The organism is Acinetobacter sp. ABJ-A23_2, from assembly GCF_044538765.1.
Classification (GTDB): Bacteria; Pseudomonadota; Gammaproteobacteria; order Pseudomonadales; family Moraxellaceae; genus Acinetobacter; species Acinetobacter nosocomialis_A.
The window spans coordinates 52,956-69,604 of the sequence record NZ_JBIUCP010000005.1; the positions used below are offsets into that span (position 1 = coordinate 52,956).

Annotated in this window: 10 protein-coding genes and 1 pseudogene; 3 read left to right on the forward strand and 8 right to left on the reverse strand. The window is 41.4% G+C overall.

Features of this window, described 5'->3' with window-relative positions:
* Positions 1 to 5 precede the first annotated feature (5 nt).
* The 7 genes and pseudogenes from hisIE to ACH63V_RS03175 all read right to left on the reverse strand — a co-directional run bounded on the left by hisIE (position 6) and on the right by ACH63V_RS03175 (position 6,915).
* Positions 6 to 779, reverse strand: coding sequence for a bifunctional phosphoribosyl-AMP cyclohydrolase/phosphoribosyl-ATP diphosphatase HisIE (gene hisIE, locus ACH63V_RS03145; protein ID WP_263612811.1), 774 nt, complete (start codon positions 777 to 779; stop codon positions 6 to 8).
* Between the two features lie 173 nt (positions 780 to 952).
* Positions 953 to 1,339 carry a VOC family protein gene (locus ACH63V_RS03150; RefSeq protein ID WP_396462696.1) on the reverse strand — a complete coding sequence of 129 codons (387 nt, stop codon included), beginning with the start codon at positions 1,337 to 1,339 and terminating at the stop codon, positions 953 to 955.
* Positions 1,340 to 1,365: 26 nt separating this feature from the next.
* Positions 1,366 to 2,678: pseudogene (locus ACH63V_RS03155) on the reverse strand (FAD-dependent oxidoreductase).
* Between the two features lie 121 nt (positions 2,679 to 2,799).
* A complete protein-coding gene (locus tag ACH63V_RS03160; protein WP_396462698.1) occupies positions 2,800 to 4,419 on the reverse strand; it encodes an ABC1 kinase family protein in 1,620 nt (539 codons plus the stop codon).
* A 12-nt stretch (positions 4,420 to 4,431) separates the two neighbouring features.
* On the reverse strand, positions 4,432 to 5,100 hold the full coding sequence (locus ACH63V_RS03165) for an SCP2 domain-containing protein (protein WP_263612815.1): 669 nt from the start codon (positions 5,098 to 5,100) through the stop codon (positions 4,432 to 4,434).
* Between the two features lie 11 nt (positions 5,101 to 5,111).
* Positions 5,112 to 6,059: a bifunctional demethylmenaquinone methyltransferase/2-methoxy-6-polyprenyl-1,4-benzoquinol methylase UbiE gene (gene ubiE, locus ACH63V_RS03170; protein WP_263612816.1), complete on the reverse strand. Its 948-nt coding sequence runs from the start codon at positions 6,057 to 6,059 to the stop codon at positions 5,112 to 5,114.
* A gap of 148 nt (positions 6,060 to 6,207) precedes the next feature.
* Positions 6,208 to 6,915, reverse strand: coding sequence for an FFLEELY motif protein (locus ACH63V_RS03175; protein WP_396462700.1), 708 nt, complete (start codon positions 6,913 to 6,915; stop codon positions 6,208 to 6,210).
* Positions 6,916 to 7,124: 209 nt separating this feature from the next.
* Between ACH63V_RS03175 and ACH63V_RS03180 the strand changes: the two genes are divergently transcribed.
* Positions 7,125 to 8,543, forward strand: a complete 1,419-nt coding sequence (locus ACH63V_RS03180; RefSeq protein WP_263612818.1) for a phosphate--AMP phosphotransferase — start codon at positions 7,125 to 7,127, stop codon at positions 8,541 to 8,543.
* 22 nt (positions 8,544 to 8,565) lie between these two features.
* Here ACH63V_RS03180 and ACH63V_RS03185 read toward each other — a convergent pair whose 3' ends face one another.
* Positions 8,566 to 9,072, reverse strand: a complete 507-nt coding sequence (locus ACH63V_RS03185; RefSeq protein ID WP_263612819.1) for a hypothetical protein — start codon at positions 9,070 to 9,072, stop codon at positions 8,566 to 8,568.
* 170 nt (positions 9,073 to 9,242) lie between these two features.
* On the opposite strand from ACH63V_RS03185, the gene ACH63V_RS03190 reads away from it, so the two are divergent.
* The gene (locus tag ACH63V_RS03190; protein ID WP_396462703.1) at positions 9,243 to 12,878 is read left to right on the forward strand and encodes an exodeoxyribonuclease V subunit gamma; all 3,636 of its coding nucleotides are present in this window, start codon (positions 9,243 to 9,245) and stop codon (positions 12,876 to 12,878) included.
* Positions 12,879 to 12,881: 3 nt separating this feature from the next.
* Positions 12,882 to 16,580, forward strand: a complete 3,699-nt coding sequence (locus ACH63V_RS03195) for a UvrD-helicase domain-containing protein (protein ID WP_396462705.1) — start codon at positions 12,882 to 12,884, stop codon at positions 16,578 to 16,580.
* Positions 16,581 to 16,649 lie beyond the last annotated feature (69 nt).

Here is a 16,649-nt window from a genome sequence, read left to right on the forward strand (position 1 = left end):
TGATTTTAAACCTTGTTACGGTTAGCTTTTTCAACTAAACCAGATAAACCCTGACGACGAGCTAATTCGTCAATAATAAGTTGTGGATTAAGATCGAAATAACCCAACATGACAATGCTATGGAACCACAAATCGGCAGTTTCATAAATCAAGTCATTTAAATTGCTTTCTGTATTTTGAGCAGCGTAGTCTTTCGCAGCAATAATAGTTTCTACGCCTTCTTCGCCGACTTTTTCCAAGATTTTATTGATGCCTTTTTTATAAAGGCTTGCAACATATGACGTATCCGCTTCAGCTTGCTTACGCTCTTGCATTAATTGCCCTAAGTGAGCAAGTACATCGACTTGTTCTGTGGTGTGAGCATGATCGTGGCTTTCAGTTTTGGCTTTGTCACCATAAATTGCAGTAGGGTCTTTTAATTGCGCGTCTACAATTTCCCAGCCCTGTGGGGTAAGTTTACGGTAGAAACAAGACTCACGACCTGTATGACATGCGATACCACCATGTTGCTCAACTTGTAATACGATTACATCACCATCGCAATCTAAACGAATTTCATAAACTGTTTGAAAATGGCCTGACTCTTCACCCTTGTGCCAGAGTTTTTGGCGAGAGCGAGAGAAGTACACAGCTTGATTTTTTTCTGCTGTGAGCGCAAGTGATTCACGGTTCATCCACGCCACCATCAAAATACGTCCGGTTTGATGATGTTGAGCAATGGCAGGGATAAGACCTTGTTCGTTAAATTTTACTTCATCGAGCCATTGCGTGTTATTCATGAGGAACCACCAAAGAAATATGAACTATAAATTGATTTCAATCAGATGCTAAAAATAGCTTGTATAGTGTACGGCATCAACGTCGCTTTGCGGAAAAATTCTTTGTCCTTTTTGTCTTTGTCAGCGTATTGAATAGCTTGTAACGCTTACCAATCGGTATCTTATTCAAATGACTAAGGCGTGAGGATATTTGAAATCTCAAGCAAATTTTGATCTGGATCACGAATATAAACTGAAAGAATAGGGTGCACTGCACCCGTACGTTCAACAGGACCTTCTTCAATTGTAATATTTAACTGATTAAGGTGTGTAACCACTTCTGAAATAGGAGTGTCTGAAATAAAACATAGGTCGGCAGATCCAGGAGTCGGTTGCAATGCCTTAGGTTCGAACTCGTTACATTGCTGGTGTAAATTTATTTTTTGACTTCCAAACTGTAGGGCCTTTCTATCACCTTTAAACGTGATGGCTTCAAATCCCAATACGGTTTGGTAGAAATTGCAGGTATTTTCAATACTGGCAACAGTTAAAACAAGATGATCAAGATGGCTGATTTTCATGTGTTACTCACTATTATTTGGTTGGGTTAATAGTCAGACAAAGATTCATTTTTTAAATGAAACGCACTGCTTTCTTTAGGTAATTGAGCGACTTGATCATAATCAATTTGCTGAAATGGACCAGTCTTTAATCCTGAAATCGTGATTGCCATTTCTTTTCGAAAATAAGGGATTTGATACATCCACGGAAAAACTAAATCTCTTAAGCCTCCAGCCCACCAATGATCAGATTGATAAAGTGGAGTTAATAAGCGACTAAGGAACTGATAAAACTGGGTGGATGAACGGCGAAGCTGGTGGTAGTGCTGCCAGAGCAGGGACCAATCAATATTCTGGTTCTTTTGAGCATGTCGCAATGATTGAGAAAAAGCCCAAGCATCTAATAATGCCTATTGGCCCCTTGTCCTAACTGCGGACTCATTGCATGAGCTGCATCTCCAATGACTCCAATTCGTCCTTGACCAAATTGAGTCATGACGACATCACGGTAGTTTGCAGATAGCCATTTAGGCTGAGTTGGACTGTTATACAAAATCTCTTTTAGCCATTCTGCAACTGTGGGCCAACGCTCCGAGACTTGCTTTAACCAAGCTTGTTTCGCCTGTTCATCTTGCAAAAAGCTTTGTAATTGGGAGGTAGGTAAGCTCCAAAATATACTCGAAAGGCGCTGTTGAGGTTCTGTGGGAACTGCTCCTGTAGGAAGAATTCCCATCATAATTTTCGAGCGATCATAAAATTGATGCAGAATTTCAGAGTCGAGTACTTGGCACTCAGGCACGATACTCCACGCCGCTCCCCATGGATAAGCTTTGTCAACCTTTACCCATGCTTTGGGGCGTAACTGGCTACGCGCACCGTTGGCAATGAGTAGGCCATCAAAGCAAGCATCAAACTTTTGGTTTTGATGACTGCCGAATATCCGAACCTCATTGTTATGTTCTTCAAATCTTTCAACAGAATGGTTCATGCACCAAGTAATCTGGCTTGAATATTCGCTAAGCTTTTGAGTGAGAACATGGCATAACGTAGCTCGGTGTATACCTAGTCCATAGAGGTTTGCTGATGCTTCGCGATAATGACTGTTAACTAAAAGGCGTTTGTCCGGAAGTTGTCCTTCTAGGCCTGTGACTCTCGCACCTAAGGTTAAGGCTTTGTCTAGTACACCTAAATGTTCAAATACAGCTAAGCCAGCAGGTTGTAGCAGTAAACCTGCACCTACTGGAGATAACTCATCAACTTGTTCAAAAATAGTAACGTTATTGCCTTCTCGGGCAAGCAAAATGGCAGTGGCTAAACCTGCGGTACCTGCACCAATAATGGCAAAATGAGGTGTTTTCATTGTTTGTTCTTTTCAAGCATTTATGAATGCTAATTTAGCAATGAACAAATAATTGATCTATTTTTTTTAAAATTAAAGTGCACCCAAAAAAAATCCCTTGCGAGGGCAAGGGATTTAGAATTTATTTCAATATACGCCAAAGCGCTAATAAGCTACTCAGCACAATTAAAATAATAGAAACAAACCAAGGGCTAATAATTGCAATGGTCAGTAAAATCAGCATGCTACTACCAAACATCCAGCTACGGCGCTGTTGATGTTCCATTTGCAAACGAAGCTGTTGAATTTCACGTAACTGGCGGTCTTGCCAAGCAGACTGGTTCTTTAAACCATTTAGGCTGTCAATAATTAAGCTTGGGAAATCCTGAGCACCTAAAAGCAGGTCAGGTAGTTGCTGGCCAAGTTCTTTTACATTTTTGACTGGGTTCATGTTGGACTTAACCCATTCTGTCAAAATAGGTTTTGCCAATTTCCAGATATCGAGCTGTGGGTAAAGGTCCGTACCTAAGCCTTCTACATGCACTAAAGTTTTGAGCAGCAGCATGAGCTGTGGTGGAATCTCAAGATGGAAGCGACGCGCAATATCCATCACTTGAATTAAGATACCCGCAAAATCAAGCTGGTCCATTGGTTTAGAAACCATTGGCCCAACAGTACGGCGCATCTCACGTGCTAAAGCGTCTTGGTCTGTACCCGGTGGAATCCAGCCAGCCTGGTGCACAATTTGAATAAGCTGCATAAAGTTGCTGTTCATGACAGCAAGCAACATGCGGGCAACCGTCATCTGGTCGTGCTTAGAAAGCTCACCCATAATCGCACAGTCCAGTGCAATAAAGCGTGGATTGCTTGGATTGATGGTTTCTACAAAGACATTACCGGGGTGCATGTCGGCATGGAAAAAGTTATCGCGGAATACTTGCGTAAAGAAAATGGTTAATCCTTTTTCTGCAAGTTGTGCGCGGTCCATGCCTAAACGGTCAAAGGTTGCCGTATCTGAAATAGGCACACCAGTAATACGCTCAGCCACCATGACATCTTTGGTGTCCATGTACACTTCGGGCACATACATCATGGTTGAACCAGTGAAGTAATGGCGCATACGACGTGTGTTATCTGCCTCAATACTCAAGTCCAACTCATTTAAAATGATCTGGCGGTAGTCTTGAATAATTTCAGATAAATGTAATGCACGGGCAGCTTCAAGACGACTTTCTAAGGTATTGCCTAGCCAAGCTAAAATTTCAAAGTCTTGTAAAATCTGGCTGCGAATGTCCGGACGAGTAACTTTAACAACAACTTCACGGCCATCATGCAGTGCTGCTGTATGTACTTGTGCAATTGAAGCTGCAGCTAATGGTTGGTCATCAAAACGGGCAAATAGGGTATTTACGTCTGCCTTTAAAGAATCTTGAATACGTTGTTTGGCAACATTGCTATCAAAAGGTTTGACTTGATCTTGAAGTAAGACCAATTGCGCGAGTATTTCAGGTGGAATCAAATCACGTCGAGTTGATAGCAATTGCCCAAGCTTAATTGCAAGCGGGCCCATGTCTTCTAAAGCTTCTTTGAGCTTTAAAGGATTTTTACGTTCGCGACTCGACCATGCAGCTGGGTGCATCTTAATAATATTTAATGCACGTTGAGCTTTAACAGGTAATTCATCCGCAGGGAACAACGTATCGAGTCTATAGTGCGCTGCAATACGCCAAAGTTCGAGTAAACGTGAAACGTGCGGAATCATATACAGTCTTACCTAGTCTTGAGTGGGTTGTAGTTGTGCATTGAGCTGCTGTAGCTTAGCTTCTAGACGGTCAATGTCTTGATTAAGCTTACGCGTAGCCTGATTTAAATCGTCCATTTCCCAACGTGGGGCAAATAAACCACTGTCTTCTTTTAAGGCATCTTCAGCAAAAAATAGATGGCTTTGCACGGAGCGTTTTAAATGCTTTGGTGCAAGTTGAATTTTGCCAATTTCATGAGCGAGTTGAGGGCCAACCCATTTTGATAAATGCGCAGCTAAATCAGGTTCAGCTTGCTGCATAATTCTTTGAATATCCTGTAATAGGTGATAATCACCTTGAAGCGGGATATTACCAATCTGGTCTGGATCGCTGACCAATAGTTTGATCAGTTCAACCACATCTTTGACATGCAAAGTGGCTGTGGCTTCAGAAATTTTAAATTGTGGATCAAACGGGCGTTGTTCAAAAATAGAAGGTTTTTCGCTGTGCCCAGTTGCAGTAGGTTCAAGACGTACTTTTTCTTGGTCAAAGAATACATCGACAGAAAGTTGCGGGCTATCTATGACCACACGCAACATTTTGCCCTGTAACTGATTGAGCTGAATGCGGGTTAATGCATCCAGATCGATCAGATGATGAATGATACGTTCGACTGCACCGAGTGCCAAAATCGACCACATATCGCTATCCCTTACAGTTTGAAACCGCGGTGAACAGCAACAATACCGCCAGTCAGGTTGTGATAGTCACAGTTCTGGAAGCCAGCATTTTCCATCATACCTTTTAAGGTGCGTTGGTCTGGGTGCATACGAATTGATTCAGCTAAATATTTATAACTTTCTGAGTCATTGGCAACCAATTTACCCATAATCGGTAAAGCAGTGAATGAGTAAAGGTCATAAAGTTTTGAGAATGGCTCAAATACTGGTTTAGAAAACTCAAGAATCAGTAAACGACCACCTGGCTTAAGCACACGGAACATAGAAGCAAGTGCAGCATCTTTATCTGTCACGTTACGTAAACCAAAGCTAATGGTGACAAGATCAAAACTGTTGTCTGCAAATGGCTCTAGTGTTTCAGCATTGGCAAGTACGAAATCGACATTGGTACAGCCTGCATCAATCAGACGGTCACGACCAACATTCAGCATAGATTCGTTAATGTCTGAAAGCACCACATGACCTTGAGGACCAACTTCACGGCTAAATACTTTTGCTAAGTCGCCTGTACCACCAGCAATGTCTAACACATGTTGACCACGGCGTACACCAGACATGTTAATTGCGAAGCGTTTCCATAAACGGTGGATACCAAATGACATTAAGTCATTCATCAGGTCATATTTGCTTGCAACTGAATGGAAAACTTCAGCAACTTTTTGAGCTTTATCTTCAGTTTTAACAGTTGAGAAACCAAAGTGAGTTGTTTCACCAACGTTGCCAGTATTGCTAGCACCACGTGGTAAATTGTATTTCGGTACAGAACCGCTAACAGGTGTATCTGTTAAGGTTTGCTGTAAAGTTTGTTGTTGCCCTTGAGGTGTACCTTGCGGTAAAGGTGAGCTTAGGAATGGGCTAACTTTGTCTGAACTTTGTGCCTGCTCAGTTGGAGATGTTGGCTTTTGGTTTTCGTTAGACATATTGTCTCTCCTAGACTCAAACTCAAGTGAAACGGAATAAGTTCTGCATGATGACAGATTTTGTCTATTTTTACAGGCATCATCATGCAAATATAATGAATAAAATCTCAACTTCGCGAGGTTGAGTTTTTTATATGTGCCGACCTTATCACACTCTAAACGGATTCGGATGTCCTGAATGTACTTTTTCAACAATCTGACGTTCTTTTTCCGTAAAAGTCTTAATAAAAGCCTCAGCCGATTTTAATGGTTTCATTGCGCTAAAACCATCCTGAATAAAATCATACATCAATTCGAAGTGATATTTTTGTGCAATACCTTTACACATTTTAAAGGCAGTAAACATCATAAATGAACGCATGTATTTATCTAACGCTACCCCTAAGTCGTCAAGAAGAGCAAGTTGCTGGTAACGAGCTTCGGCCTGATCAAGCTTGATTAAGGTTAAGCGCATGATCTCGTCAGTGAGTACTGTATCTGCCGGATAGTCTTCAAGAAGCTGTATTGCTACTTGTTCATCAAGTTGTGTGGCAAGTACAGCCAGACTTACCGATTTTGTTCCAGTTTTAATTGCGTTTTCAGGTAGGACTTTTTCTGCTTTATGAGCATATTTCAATAAACGTTCAATTTGAGCTGCAAGCGCATCAAACTCTGGACCACCATATAAACGGTTTAAAAAATACTCTGACATGAGCTTGTGCTCTGGCAAATTAAAAAAGTCGTGATGAGTATCTTTCATCCGCTCTTTTAGCCATGTTTGTACATCTTGCAAACGTTGGGCAAGCACTGGATTATCGTGATAATTAAATGTTTTATATTGTTGTAAAAGATCATCAAAAGCAGCGAGTTTAGACATTTAAGGCTCTAATATTGGGCTATTTGCAAAAAATCATAAGAGGCATTGTAACCTTCTACTATGGCGAGTAGATGTAAAAAAAATGATTTATGCGTCAATTTTTAGACAGAATTTTGGCGCAATGACATAATTTGTATAGCAATTCATCATCTAAGCGCATAAGTTAAATAACGACGAAATTAAACAATAAAAGATTAGAGCAGTGGACTATGAGTGAACAACAACCAAAATTTGAAATTCGAGATGAGGAACAGCTTTCAGTCGATTTGATTGAAGCACAATATGCTTTAAAAGATAGTCGGGGCAAAAAAAATGCTAAAAGTACACTCATTTTAATGAGTGGTATTGAACTGGCTGGAAAAGGCGAGGCTGTTAAGCAGCTTCGAGAATGGTTAGATCCAAGATATTTACGCGTAAAAGCAGATGCACCGCGTGTGCTGACAGATACAGAAGCTTTTTGGCAGTCGTATTCAGAGTTTATTCCGACTGAAGGCCAAATTGTGGTGATGTTTGGCAATTGGTATAGCGACTTGTTGGTTACCGCAACGCATGTATCGGAACCTTTGGATGATGCCCGTTTTGATGCCTATGTGGAAAACATGCGGGCGTTTGAACAGGATTTAAAAAATAACTATGTCGATGTGATTAAGGTTTGGTTTGACCTTTCGTGGAAGTCACTGCAAAAACGTTTAGATAAAATAGACCCGTCTGAACAGCATTGGCATAAACTTCACGGTTTAGACTGGCGCAATAAAAAACAATACGACACTTTGCAAAAGTTACGCCGCCGTTTTACCGACGACTGGTACATTATTGATGGCGAAGATGAAAAACAGCGCGATCAATTTTTTGCCCAGTACCTTTTGCAACATATGCGTGAATTGCCTGAACATGAAAGTGAGGTCAAAGGAAAATGGCAGCAGGCAAAGATTCCTGAAAGTTTGTTAAAACCTTCTAAAGAACAGCTCGATAAAGCTGATTACAAAAAAGAGCTCGATAAACTCAGTAAAAAAATTGCCGATACCATGCGTTTTGATAAGCGTAATTTTGTGATTGCTTTTGAAGGAATGGATGCTTCGGGTAAAGGTGGTGCCATTAAGCGAATTGTCAAAAATTTAGACCCGCGTGAATATGATATTCATTGTATTGGCGCACCTGAACGTTTCGAAGCAAGGCATCCTTATTTGTGGCGTTTTTGGAATCGTATTAATGAAGCTGAAAAAATTACAATCTTTGACCGTACTTGGTATGGCCGAGTGCTGGTAGAACGAGTTGAAGGTTTTGCATCGCCTTTAGAGTGGCAAAGGGCATATGACGAAATTAATCGCTTTGAAAAAGATTTATTTGATAGTGAAACCATTGTGGTGAAAATTTGGCTTGCGATTAGTAAAGATGAGCAAGAGCAACGCTTTAAAGCCAGAGAAGAGACACCGCATAAACGCTTTAAAATTACCGCAGAAGACTGGCGCAATCGTGATAAGTGGGATGACTATTTAAAAGCGGCAGCAGATATGTTTGAACGAACCAGTACCGAATATGCACCTTGGCATATTGTTGCCACTGATGATAAATATACTGCGCGTTTAGAAGTGTTAAGAGCTATTTTAAAACAGCTGAGAGCAGATTAAACTCTCAGCCGTGAATTTGATTTTAGTTTACAACCGTGCCACGACTTTTTTGTTGAATACGTTTAGCAAGATTGTAGCTGTCAGTAAGATGTGTTTGGGCTATTTTCTTCATCATAAAATAGCCTAAACCTGCTGCAACAATTTGCCCGCCTAATGGTATAAATTTAGTCACTTGCTTGGTGACAATTTTTCCAAAGAAACCATTAAACGTTTTTTTAACGGTGGTACGCGCGACCACAAAACCTGAAAATTGAAAGCCACGTTTACGCAATTCATCCCAATGAATGGTTTTTGTTTTTGGATCATAGACGCTGACATGTTCAGGTGCTAAACCAAAGCGGGAATTAATATCGGGAATAAGCTGTGACAAAATTCCCAAATCTACTACCACGTCAAAAAAAGGAATGGGTACAATTGCTGCACCAGCAGAGACGTAAGCTCTTTTTTGAATGAGCTCGTGGCACTCATCGCGAATTTGTTCCAGATTTAGGCTAGGATCAATATAGTCAGGAATGTTATCAATTTTCATAATGTTTACCTGTAATGGGTTCCTTAAGGGTGCCTTCCAAACACAAGGCAAGTGACACCTAAAGTTAGATTATGCTGTGTTTAAACCAACGTGACATAGTCAGATTCAGTTGTATAGTAATGAATGTTTATGATTTTGTGCATAAATTATGCGAGTAGGATATGAAATAAATGGGCATCCATGTTATTCAAAGTCAACGTATTGATGTGTTGTTGCAGGGCGTACTCGCATCTACGTCCCAACCTTCAACGCATCCTTTACAGGTTTTGAAAGCCCAGCATTTTATTGTGCCAAGTCCTGCGGTAGAACAATGGCTGATACAAAAACTTGCAGAACAACAAGGAATGAGCGCCAATTACCAGTTCCATCAACGTGTGCGCGGTTTTCAGTGGTATGCCTATCAACAGGTCCTCACAGCGCATAAGGAACAGGTTCGTAAGGCCAATATTCCACGCTTGATTTTTAAATGGCGTGTACATCAGGCATTACAAGAGTTTATTCAGCCTGATGAAATGAGTATAGATGACTCCCATCCATTGCACTCTATTGTTCAGCGTATTTACGACAGTGCAGATCGGCTTGAACAAGGAATTGAGAAACAGCTAAAAAAACAAAAAATGTTGTATTGGGTTGCCGAGCAGGTTGCCGATTTATTTAGTAACTACATGGTCTATCGGGGACAGTGCCAACGTGGTTGTGAAAATACCTGTACTTGTCCAAATAACTGGTTAGCAGCGTGGGGACAAGGCCGAGCGCTGGATATCGAAAAGTATATTGCGCAGAAAGATAAAGAAATTTCTGCATTTACTTTGCAGCAAACACAAGAGTTAGAGCGTTGGCAGCGCTGGTTATGGCAGCAGCATTTTCATGATGATTTTATACAAATGCAGCAAATTGACGAGCTGTTTTGGCAGGAATTAGACCATCCTGAACGCCAGAAGAAAGCACTGTCTCGTTTGCCGGAGCAAATTGTCGTTTTTACTTTGCTGGATTTACCGCCTAGCCAGCTTCAGTTTTTGCGCCGTTTAGGGCAATACATTGATGTTTTGATTTTGCACTATAACCCTTCACAGGAATATTGGGCCGATAGTGTCGATCCCCTGTGGAAACAACGTTATGACTTAGGTGTGAAAGAGCGTTTTATTGCGAAAAATCCTCAAGCGTCCGATGCTGAAATTGCCGATTTCTTTGATAAATTTACGCTTAACTTTAATGCTGAGGCACGTGAGTCAAGGCATCCGCTTTTAACAAGACTGGGCAAACAAGCCCGCGACCACTTCTCATTACTTTCGAACTTGTCTACAGGTGAAGAAGGTAAATGGGTGGATGCCTTTGTAGATGATTTTCCTGAGAGTCTACTTGGCAAAGTTCAGTCAGATATTTTGCATTTGGTGGAACCACAGCCTAAACAATACGAACTTGCACCGAACGATGACTCCATTCAAATTCATGTTTGCCATTCAACATTGCGCCAACTTGAAGTATTGAAAGAGCAATTGATTGGCTGGTTGGCTAAACCACATGAACAGCCGCGTCGTCCAAATGATATTCTGGTTTTAGTACCTAATTTGGCAGAAGTTGAGCCTTTAATACGAAGTGTTTTTCCTGCTACAGCAACCGAGCAAGGTGTCCATTTACCCGTAAAAATTGCTGGTATTGCGTCACTCGATGCACTCAATGCATGGCGTGCCGTAATTGGCCGAATTCACCTTATGCAAGGGCGATTTAGCTTTGATGATTTCGCTGACTGGCTTGGTTTACATGCGACGCAGCAGCGCTATGCACTTGAATATGCTCAAGTAGAGCGAGTTTTGGCATTACTGGCCGATGCAGGGTTTAAACGTGGTCTTGATGCAGAGCATCTGAAACGTAGCTTATGTGACGGTGATGATGATTATCGGTATAGTTTTAAATTTGCTTTAGAGCGGTTAGCACTCGGTATTGCAATTCCCGAACATGCTACATTTAATCAGGTACTCAGTTACGCTAAGGTTCAACCGGGCGATTTTGAGCTCATTGGTACGCTCATTCAGATTTATCAAGATTTAAATGAGCGCCGTGACTGGCTCATTATGCATGAGCAAAGAAAAGTTCATACTGTAGAATACTGGCTACAAGTGTTGTCACAAGATATTGTCGAGTTTGAACAGGCCGGTGTTGCTGCTTTAAAAACTGCTCGGGAAATTGTGAAAAAACAAGAGCGTATGTTAACGCTTGCGAGTTACTATGCCGAGGCAGAAACAGGTACCTTACGTAAAATCACCTTGCCTTTGCCTTATATCCTCGATGAGATTCAGCGAACTTTAGAAAACCAGACGGCACAAGCTGAACCGACAGGACAGATTACCTTTGCTCAGATTGGACAAATTCGTCCTTTACCTTATCGCTTAATTGTGATGTTGAACTTGGATGCAGGGCAGTTTCCAAATCGTGATACGCATGTACCATTTGATTTGATGGATGCCTTACGTCAACAACTAGGTGACCGTTCCCGTCTTGAGGATGACCAAGGTGCTTTCTTAGATGCCTTGCTTTTAGCCCAAGAAAACTTATGGCTGTTTTATAACGGCTTTGACGTCAATGACGGTGAAGTGAGAGACCCTTCAAGTATTCTTCAAGAGTTCCGTGAACATCTTGCGCTTATTGTAAAACCGGAGCCAGATGCACCCGATCGAGAAGTGATTGAAGGTATTGAAATTCCGTCTCAATTAAAACAACTCTACCATTTACATTATTTACAGCCGTTTGACCCGAAAGGTTTTATGGCCGAGAACAGCTACATTCGCTACCAAGATCATTGGTTTAATGTGGCAATGCAAATTCAGCAAGCTTCCGGTGTTCTTAAGCCTTGGGCGAATACATCTTATCCTTTAGAAATACCTGAAATACTGGTTTTAGATAGCCATCAGTGGATACAAGATGTTACTTTCCCGGCACGCCTCTATTTAAAAACCTTGGGTGTCGAAAATTTAGGAAGTGTGGGGGAGTTAGATCAGAACGAACCTTTGCTTTTAGATGGTTTAGGCCGTTATACCATTCGACATTTTTTACAGCAAAATGAACAACAGGCGCAGCCCGAAGCTCTACTTGATCAATTACCTGTAGGCAAAGTTCAATATAGTGCTTGGCAACAGGGTATTTTTGAACAGGAATGTTTGCTTGAGCGTCTTCATCATTATGCACCAGCAGTCACGCAAACCACTCAGCGAAGCTGGCGAATTGCCAAACAGCTGCATATGAATATTACGGTGCCAAAGTCTGAAACTCAGGATTGGGTCAGCATGGAAGCATCAAGTGCTCGGGCAAAAAGACGTGCAAAAGTCTGGTTAGAGTACCTGCTTTGGTTGGCCTATTTAAATGAGGGAAGTGCAGGAGCTGAAAGACGCCGTATAGTGGTTTTTAGTGATCAAACCGTAATCTGTAAAGGTATTAGTTCGGTGCAAGCTCGGCAGTATTTACAACCGTGGTTTAAGATCTGGCGTTATGCTCAACAGCAACCACTGGTGCTACCAGCAGCTTTAATGCTAAAGCCTCTGGAAAAAGCCAAGGTATATCAGTGGGAAACAACAAATCCGACAGAAAAAATAAAACTGGATGAGAAGAGTTATGCCGAGCTGTTAAAATACTGGAATGAAACAGGGTCATTTACCGCTATCGATATGACACAAAATGAAGCGTGTAAGTTGCATAAGGACTGGCGTTTCATTTTGCAAGAACAAGATGCACAAGCATTGCTTCAACATGCTTGTGATGAGTTTGCCTATGACCTGTATCATCCGGTTTTTCAATTTCAACATTCGGAGTAAGGCATGAACTCAAGAGTACAGGTGTCTTATCAACCTATTATTGATATTGAATTTAGCGGATTGCATTTAATTGAAGCTTCGGCGGGCACAGGGAAAACCTATACGCTGTCGAGTTTAATGGTGCGTATTTTTCTTGAGAAATATTTACCGGGCCAAGTGATTGCGACTACCTTTACCCGTGCTGCTGCGGCTGAGTTAAAAAGCCGAATTCGTGCGCGTTTGGTCGAAACCCACCGTTATTTAGATGCCAAGCGGAGCCTGACCGAAAAAGAGATTCTTTTACAGGCCGAGCAAGAATCTGACTTATTACTTCAACATGTTCTCAAGCATTTTGCGACACGTATTGCCTATGCCTGTGAACGTTTAAAGCTCGTGATCGATCAGTTGGATGAGTTGTTTGTCGGGACACTCGATAGCTTTAGCCAAAAGCTGTTACGTGAGTTTGCTTTTGAGAGTGGCAAAATTGAACGTGCTCAAATTACTGATGATGCCAAAACCTATAGCCGACAACTGATTCATGATGTTTTACGTGAATGGATACAGTCTCAACCTCAGACTGTGATTGATGCGTTGTATCTGGCAGGTGAGTTAAAGAGTGTCGATAGTTTTGTCAAACTGGTCGAAGACTCACTGAATTTTAGTTCGGCTCATTTTAAGCTTCCCGAAAAGCCTACCATTCAGTTTGAACAACTTACGCAGCTCAAACAGTTGGCAACAGAAATTGATATTAGTCTTCTAGAACCGTATTACTCACTTGATGGCGAACACTATAAACATGTCAGCGGCACAATATTTCGTAATGGGGCGTTTAATAAATTATTTAGCGAGTGCTTACCGCAGCTTTTGCAAGTTCTAACCCAAAGCGACAGTATTTTAGTTTTTGATGGGTCTTTGACAGTACAACGAGAACTCGTTTTTAAGTTTTTAGGCCAACTTGCCGATCAGAAAGTTTTCAAGAAATGTCCCGCCGAAATTTCGGATGGATTTTATCAGCATCCTTGTATTCAGCAGATTCAGCAGTTATTTGGTGTACTGAAAAACTATGCTGAACAGTTCGATCAGCTTCATATTTATTTAAAAGCTTATTTGTGTGTAGAGGTTAAAAAACGCTTACCGCAGGTTTTACAAAACAAGGGCGAGACGACTTTTTCTCAGCAAATTCGCACTTTGTCAGAAGCTTTAAAGGGCGAGCAGGGGCAACGTTTCGCCGTATTTGTGCAGGCTCGATATCCCTTAATTTTGGTTGATGAGTTTCAAGACACCAACCAAGACCAAGACGATATGCTCGCTAGCATTTGGCGCCATCCAGAGCGTTACCAAAAAGGTTGCATGATTATGGTAGGTGACCGTAAGCAGGCAATTTACGGTTTCCGTGGTGGGGATATGCTCACCTTTTTAAATGCCTATAAAGATATTCAGGCAAAGCATGGCCGCGAATATAAGTTAATTCATAACCATCGTTCTGTTGCAGATCTGGTTGAAGTAGTCGATGCCTTATTTCAACGACAAATTGATTTCGGCGAAGAGGTTCAATATGACCCGATTCGGGCAGGGACTCGACCTCATCCGGTTTTAATCGATCAAAATCAGCCTAATCCGTATCCTTTACGTTGGCTCATGCTTAAAGACAAAGAAACGGAAGCACAGCAAGTTGCGTGGAAGATTCGGGATTTACTCAACCAGTCACATACTGGGCAGTTATATCTTCAAAAAGATACTCAGATCCAAGCTTTAAATGAAGATGATATTGCGGTCTTATCACGTAATCATGATGGTCTTGATAAAGTTCAATTTGAATTAGAACGTTTAGGAATACGAGTTAATCGGCCATCAAAACGAAGTGTTTTTGATTGCACAATTGCTCAGGATGTTGGGGCCTTACTCACTGCAATTCTTCATCCTTACGATGAGGCCAAAGTGAAACGAGCTTTGATTAGCCGTTTATTTGCTATGGACCTTAAACAGCTGTTGCAACTCGAACAAACGGCCGAAGGTTTAAGCCAGTTTATGACGGGTTTTGATGCTATTCGGGAATTGTGGTCAGCTCAGGGCTTTTTAGTGGCATGGCAGCAATGTTTAAACCAATTTGGCATTTGGAAAAATCTGGTTGCTGTCCAGAGTAAAGATAATGAGCGGGTTGTGGTGAACTTGCGTCATTTGACCGAAATTTTGAGCCAACATAGCGAGAAATATCAGGGCGCGCAAAATCTCTATCACTGGTATCTCAAGCAATTACAATCACCGCTTGATCGTGAATGGGAGTTAGAGCGTAGATTGTCGAGTGAAGCTGGCGTACAGCTCATGACCATTCACCAGTCAAAAGGTCTTGAGTTTAAAATTGTCTTTTTGCTCGGGGCCGACAAGCCATTTCGGGAAAATAACAAAACACTTAACTTCTCGACCCAAGATATAACGGTTCCGGAGTCGGCTCAAACCCTAACACAACGTGTTGTTGCGATTGCCGATAAAACATATTTAAACGAAATCGAGCTGAAGCAGCATGAAGAACGGGCTTTGGCGGAACAAAACCGTCTATGGTACGTTGCTTTAACCCGGGCAAGTCATCGTGTTTATGCGCTCTTACAAGATACAGATGGCAAGTCTGTTTCAGGTTTGGCATTTTGGAAAAACAGAGCGGAACCATTCCAGCACCGTTGTTGTACCGATGAAATAATTTTGGAGCAACCACCTGCTGCAAGACATTTAAATCAACACATCAATATTATTGAGATACAGGCGCAGCATTTTCCTGATCAGCGCTTTTATTCGAGAGGCAAAACCAGTTTTAGTTATCTGGCACAGCATTTAAGACATAAAGTAGGTACAGATTTACTCGCGAGTCAGAGCCATGAAGCTGTTTTAGCCGAAGATGAACTCGATCAGGTTATTTCTGTTGAGGCGCCCGCAGCACAACCCATTAGCTGGATCAAAAGCAATTTTCCGAGAGGGACGCTCGCAGGTAATTTCTTACATGAAATTTTTGAGCATATTGATTTTCAATGTTCAGATGAGTGGGTAAGTGAAATACGCCGTCGTTTTAAAAATGACTACAGTAGTTTGTGGCAAGATTTATTAATCAAATACCAAGAAAGCTTTCCCGAAGAACAAGAAGCGGAATATTCGCTTTATCACGCTGTAGCCGAATGGTTGCAAGAGATTTTAAGCACGCCGTTATATCAAGGTTTTCGCCTAAATCAGTTACAGCCAGAGCACTATTTATCAGAGTGTCCTTTTTATTTGGCCCTGTCAGATCGTGTGTTAGCCATGAAACGTATTCAGCAGCTGTTTGCTGAATATGGCATGGAAATGCCTGAGTTATTAGAGGCTCGTTCCGCACGCTATTTAAATGGTTCGATAGACTTGGTTTATTTTGATGGACAGCGTTATCACATTGCTGACTATAAGAGTAACTACTTGGGTGAAAACCTTGCTGATTACAGTGTAGAAAGTATTGCACAAAGTATGTCTTTAGCCAGCTATTGGCTACAAGCAGGCCTGTATTTGGTTGCGTTACATCGTTATTTAAAAGTCAAAATGCAGAATTATGATATTGAACAACACTTAGGTGGGGCAACTTATCTTTACTTACGCGGTATGAATGGCGAAGCTGAGCAAGGTTATTATTATTGGCAGCCAAGTACAGAATTTGTTCTACGACTCGATGCTATTTTAGGGTACTTTGCTGAGGATAAAATTGCATAAAAAATGCTGATAAATGATCTAATTTTAGAATTAACAAATACTTGGGGTGTGGATAAGCCTGTCTATAAC

Bases quoted from the DNA above. Each gene is read 5' to 3' on its own strand.
- ACH63V_RS03160 (WP_396462698.1), bottom strand. From the start codon at position 4,419: ATGATTCCGCACGTTTCACGTTTACTCGAACTTTGGCGTATTGCAGCG.
- ACH63V_RS03175 (WP_396462700.1), bottom strand. From the start codon at position 6,915: ATGTCTAAACTCGCTGCTTTTGATGATCTTTTACAACAATATAAAACA.
- ACH63V_RS03195 (WP_396462705.1), top strand. From the start codon at position 12,882: ATGAACTCAAGAGTACAGGTGTCTTATCAACCTATTATTGATATTGAA.
- ACH63V_RS03190 (WP_396462703.1), top strand. From the start codon at position 9,243: ATGGGCATCCATGTTATTCAAAGTCAACGTATTGATGTGTTGTTGCAG.
- ACH63V_RS03180 (WP_263612818.1), top strand. From the start codon at position 7,125: ATGAGTGAACAACAACCAAAATTTGAAATTCGAGATGAGGAACAGCTT.
- hisIE (WP_263612811.1), bottom strand. From the start codon at position 779: ATGAATAACACGCAATGGCTCGATGAAGTAAAATTTAACGAACAAGGT.
- ubiE (WP_263612816.1), bottom strand. From the start codon at position 6,059: ATGTCTAACGAAAACCAAAAGCCAACATCTCCAACTGAGCAGGCACAA.
- ACH63V_RS03150 (WP_396462696.1), bottom strand. From the start codon at position 1,339: ATGAAAATCAGCCATCTTGATCATCTTGTTTTAACTGTTGCCAGTATT.
- ACH63V_RS03185 (WP_263612819.1), bottom strand. From the start codon at position 9,072: ATGAAAATTGATAACATTCCTGACTATATTGATCCTAGCCTAAATCTG.
- ACH63V_RS03165 (WP_263612815.1), bottom strand. From the start codon at position 5,100: ATGTGGTCGATTTTGGCACTCGGTGCAGTCGAACGTATCATTCATCAT.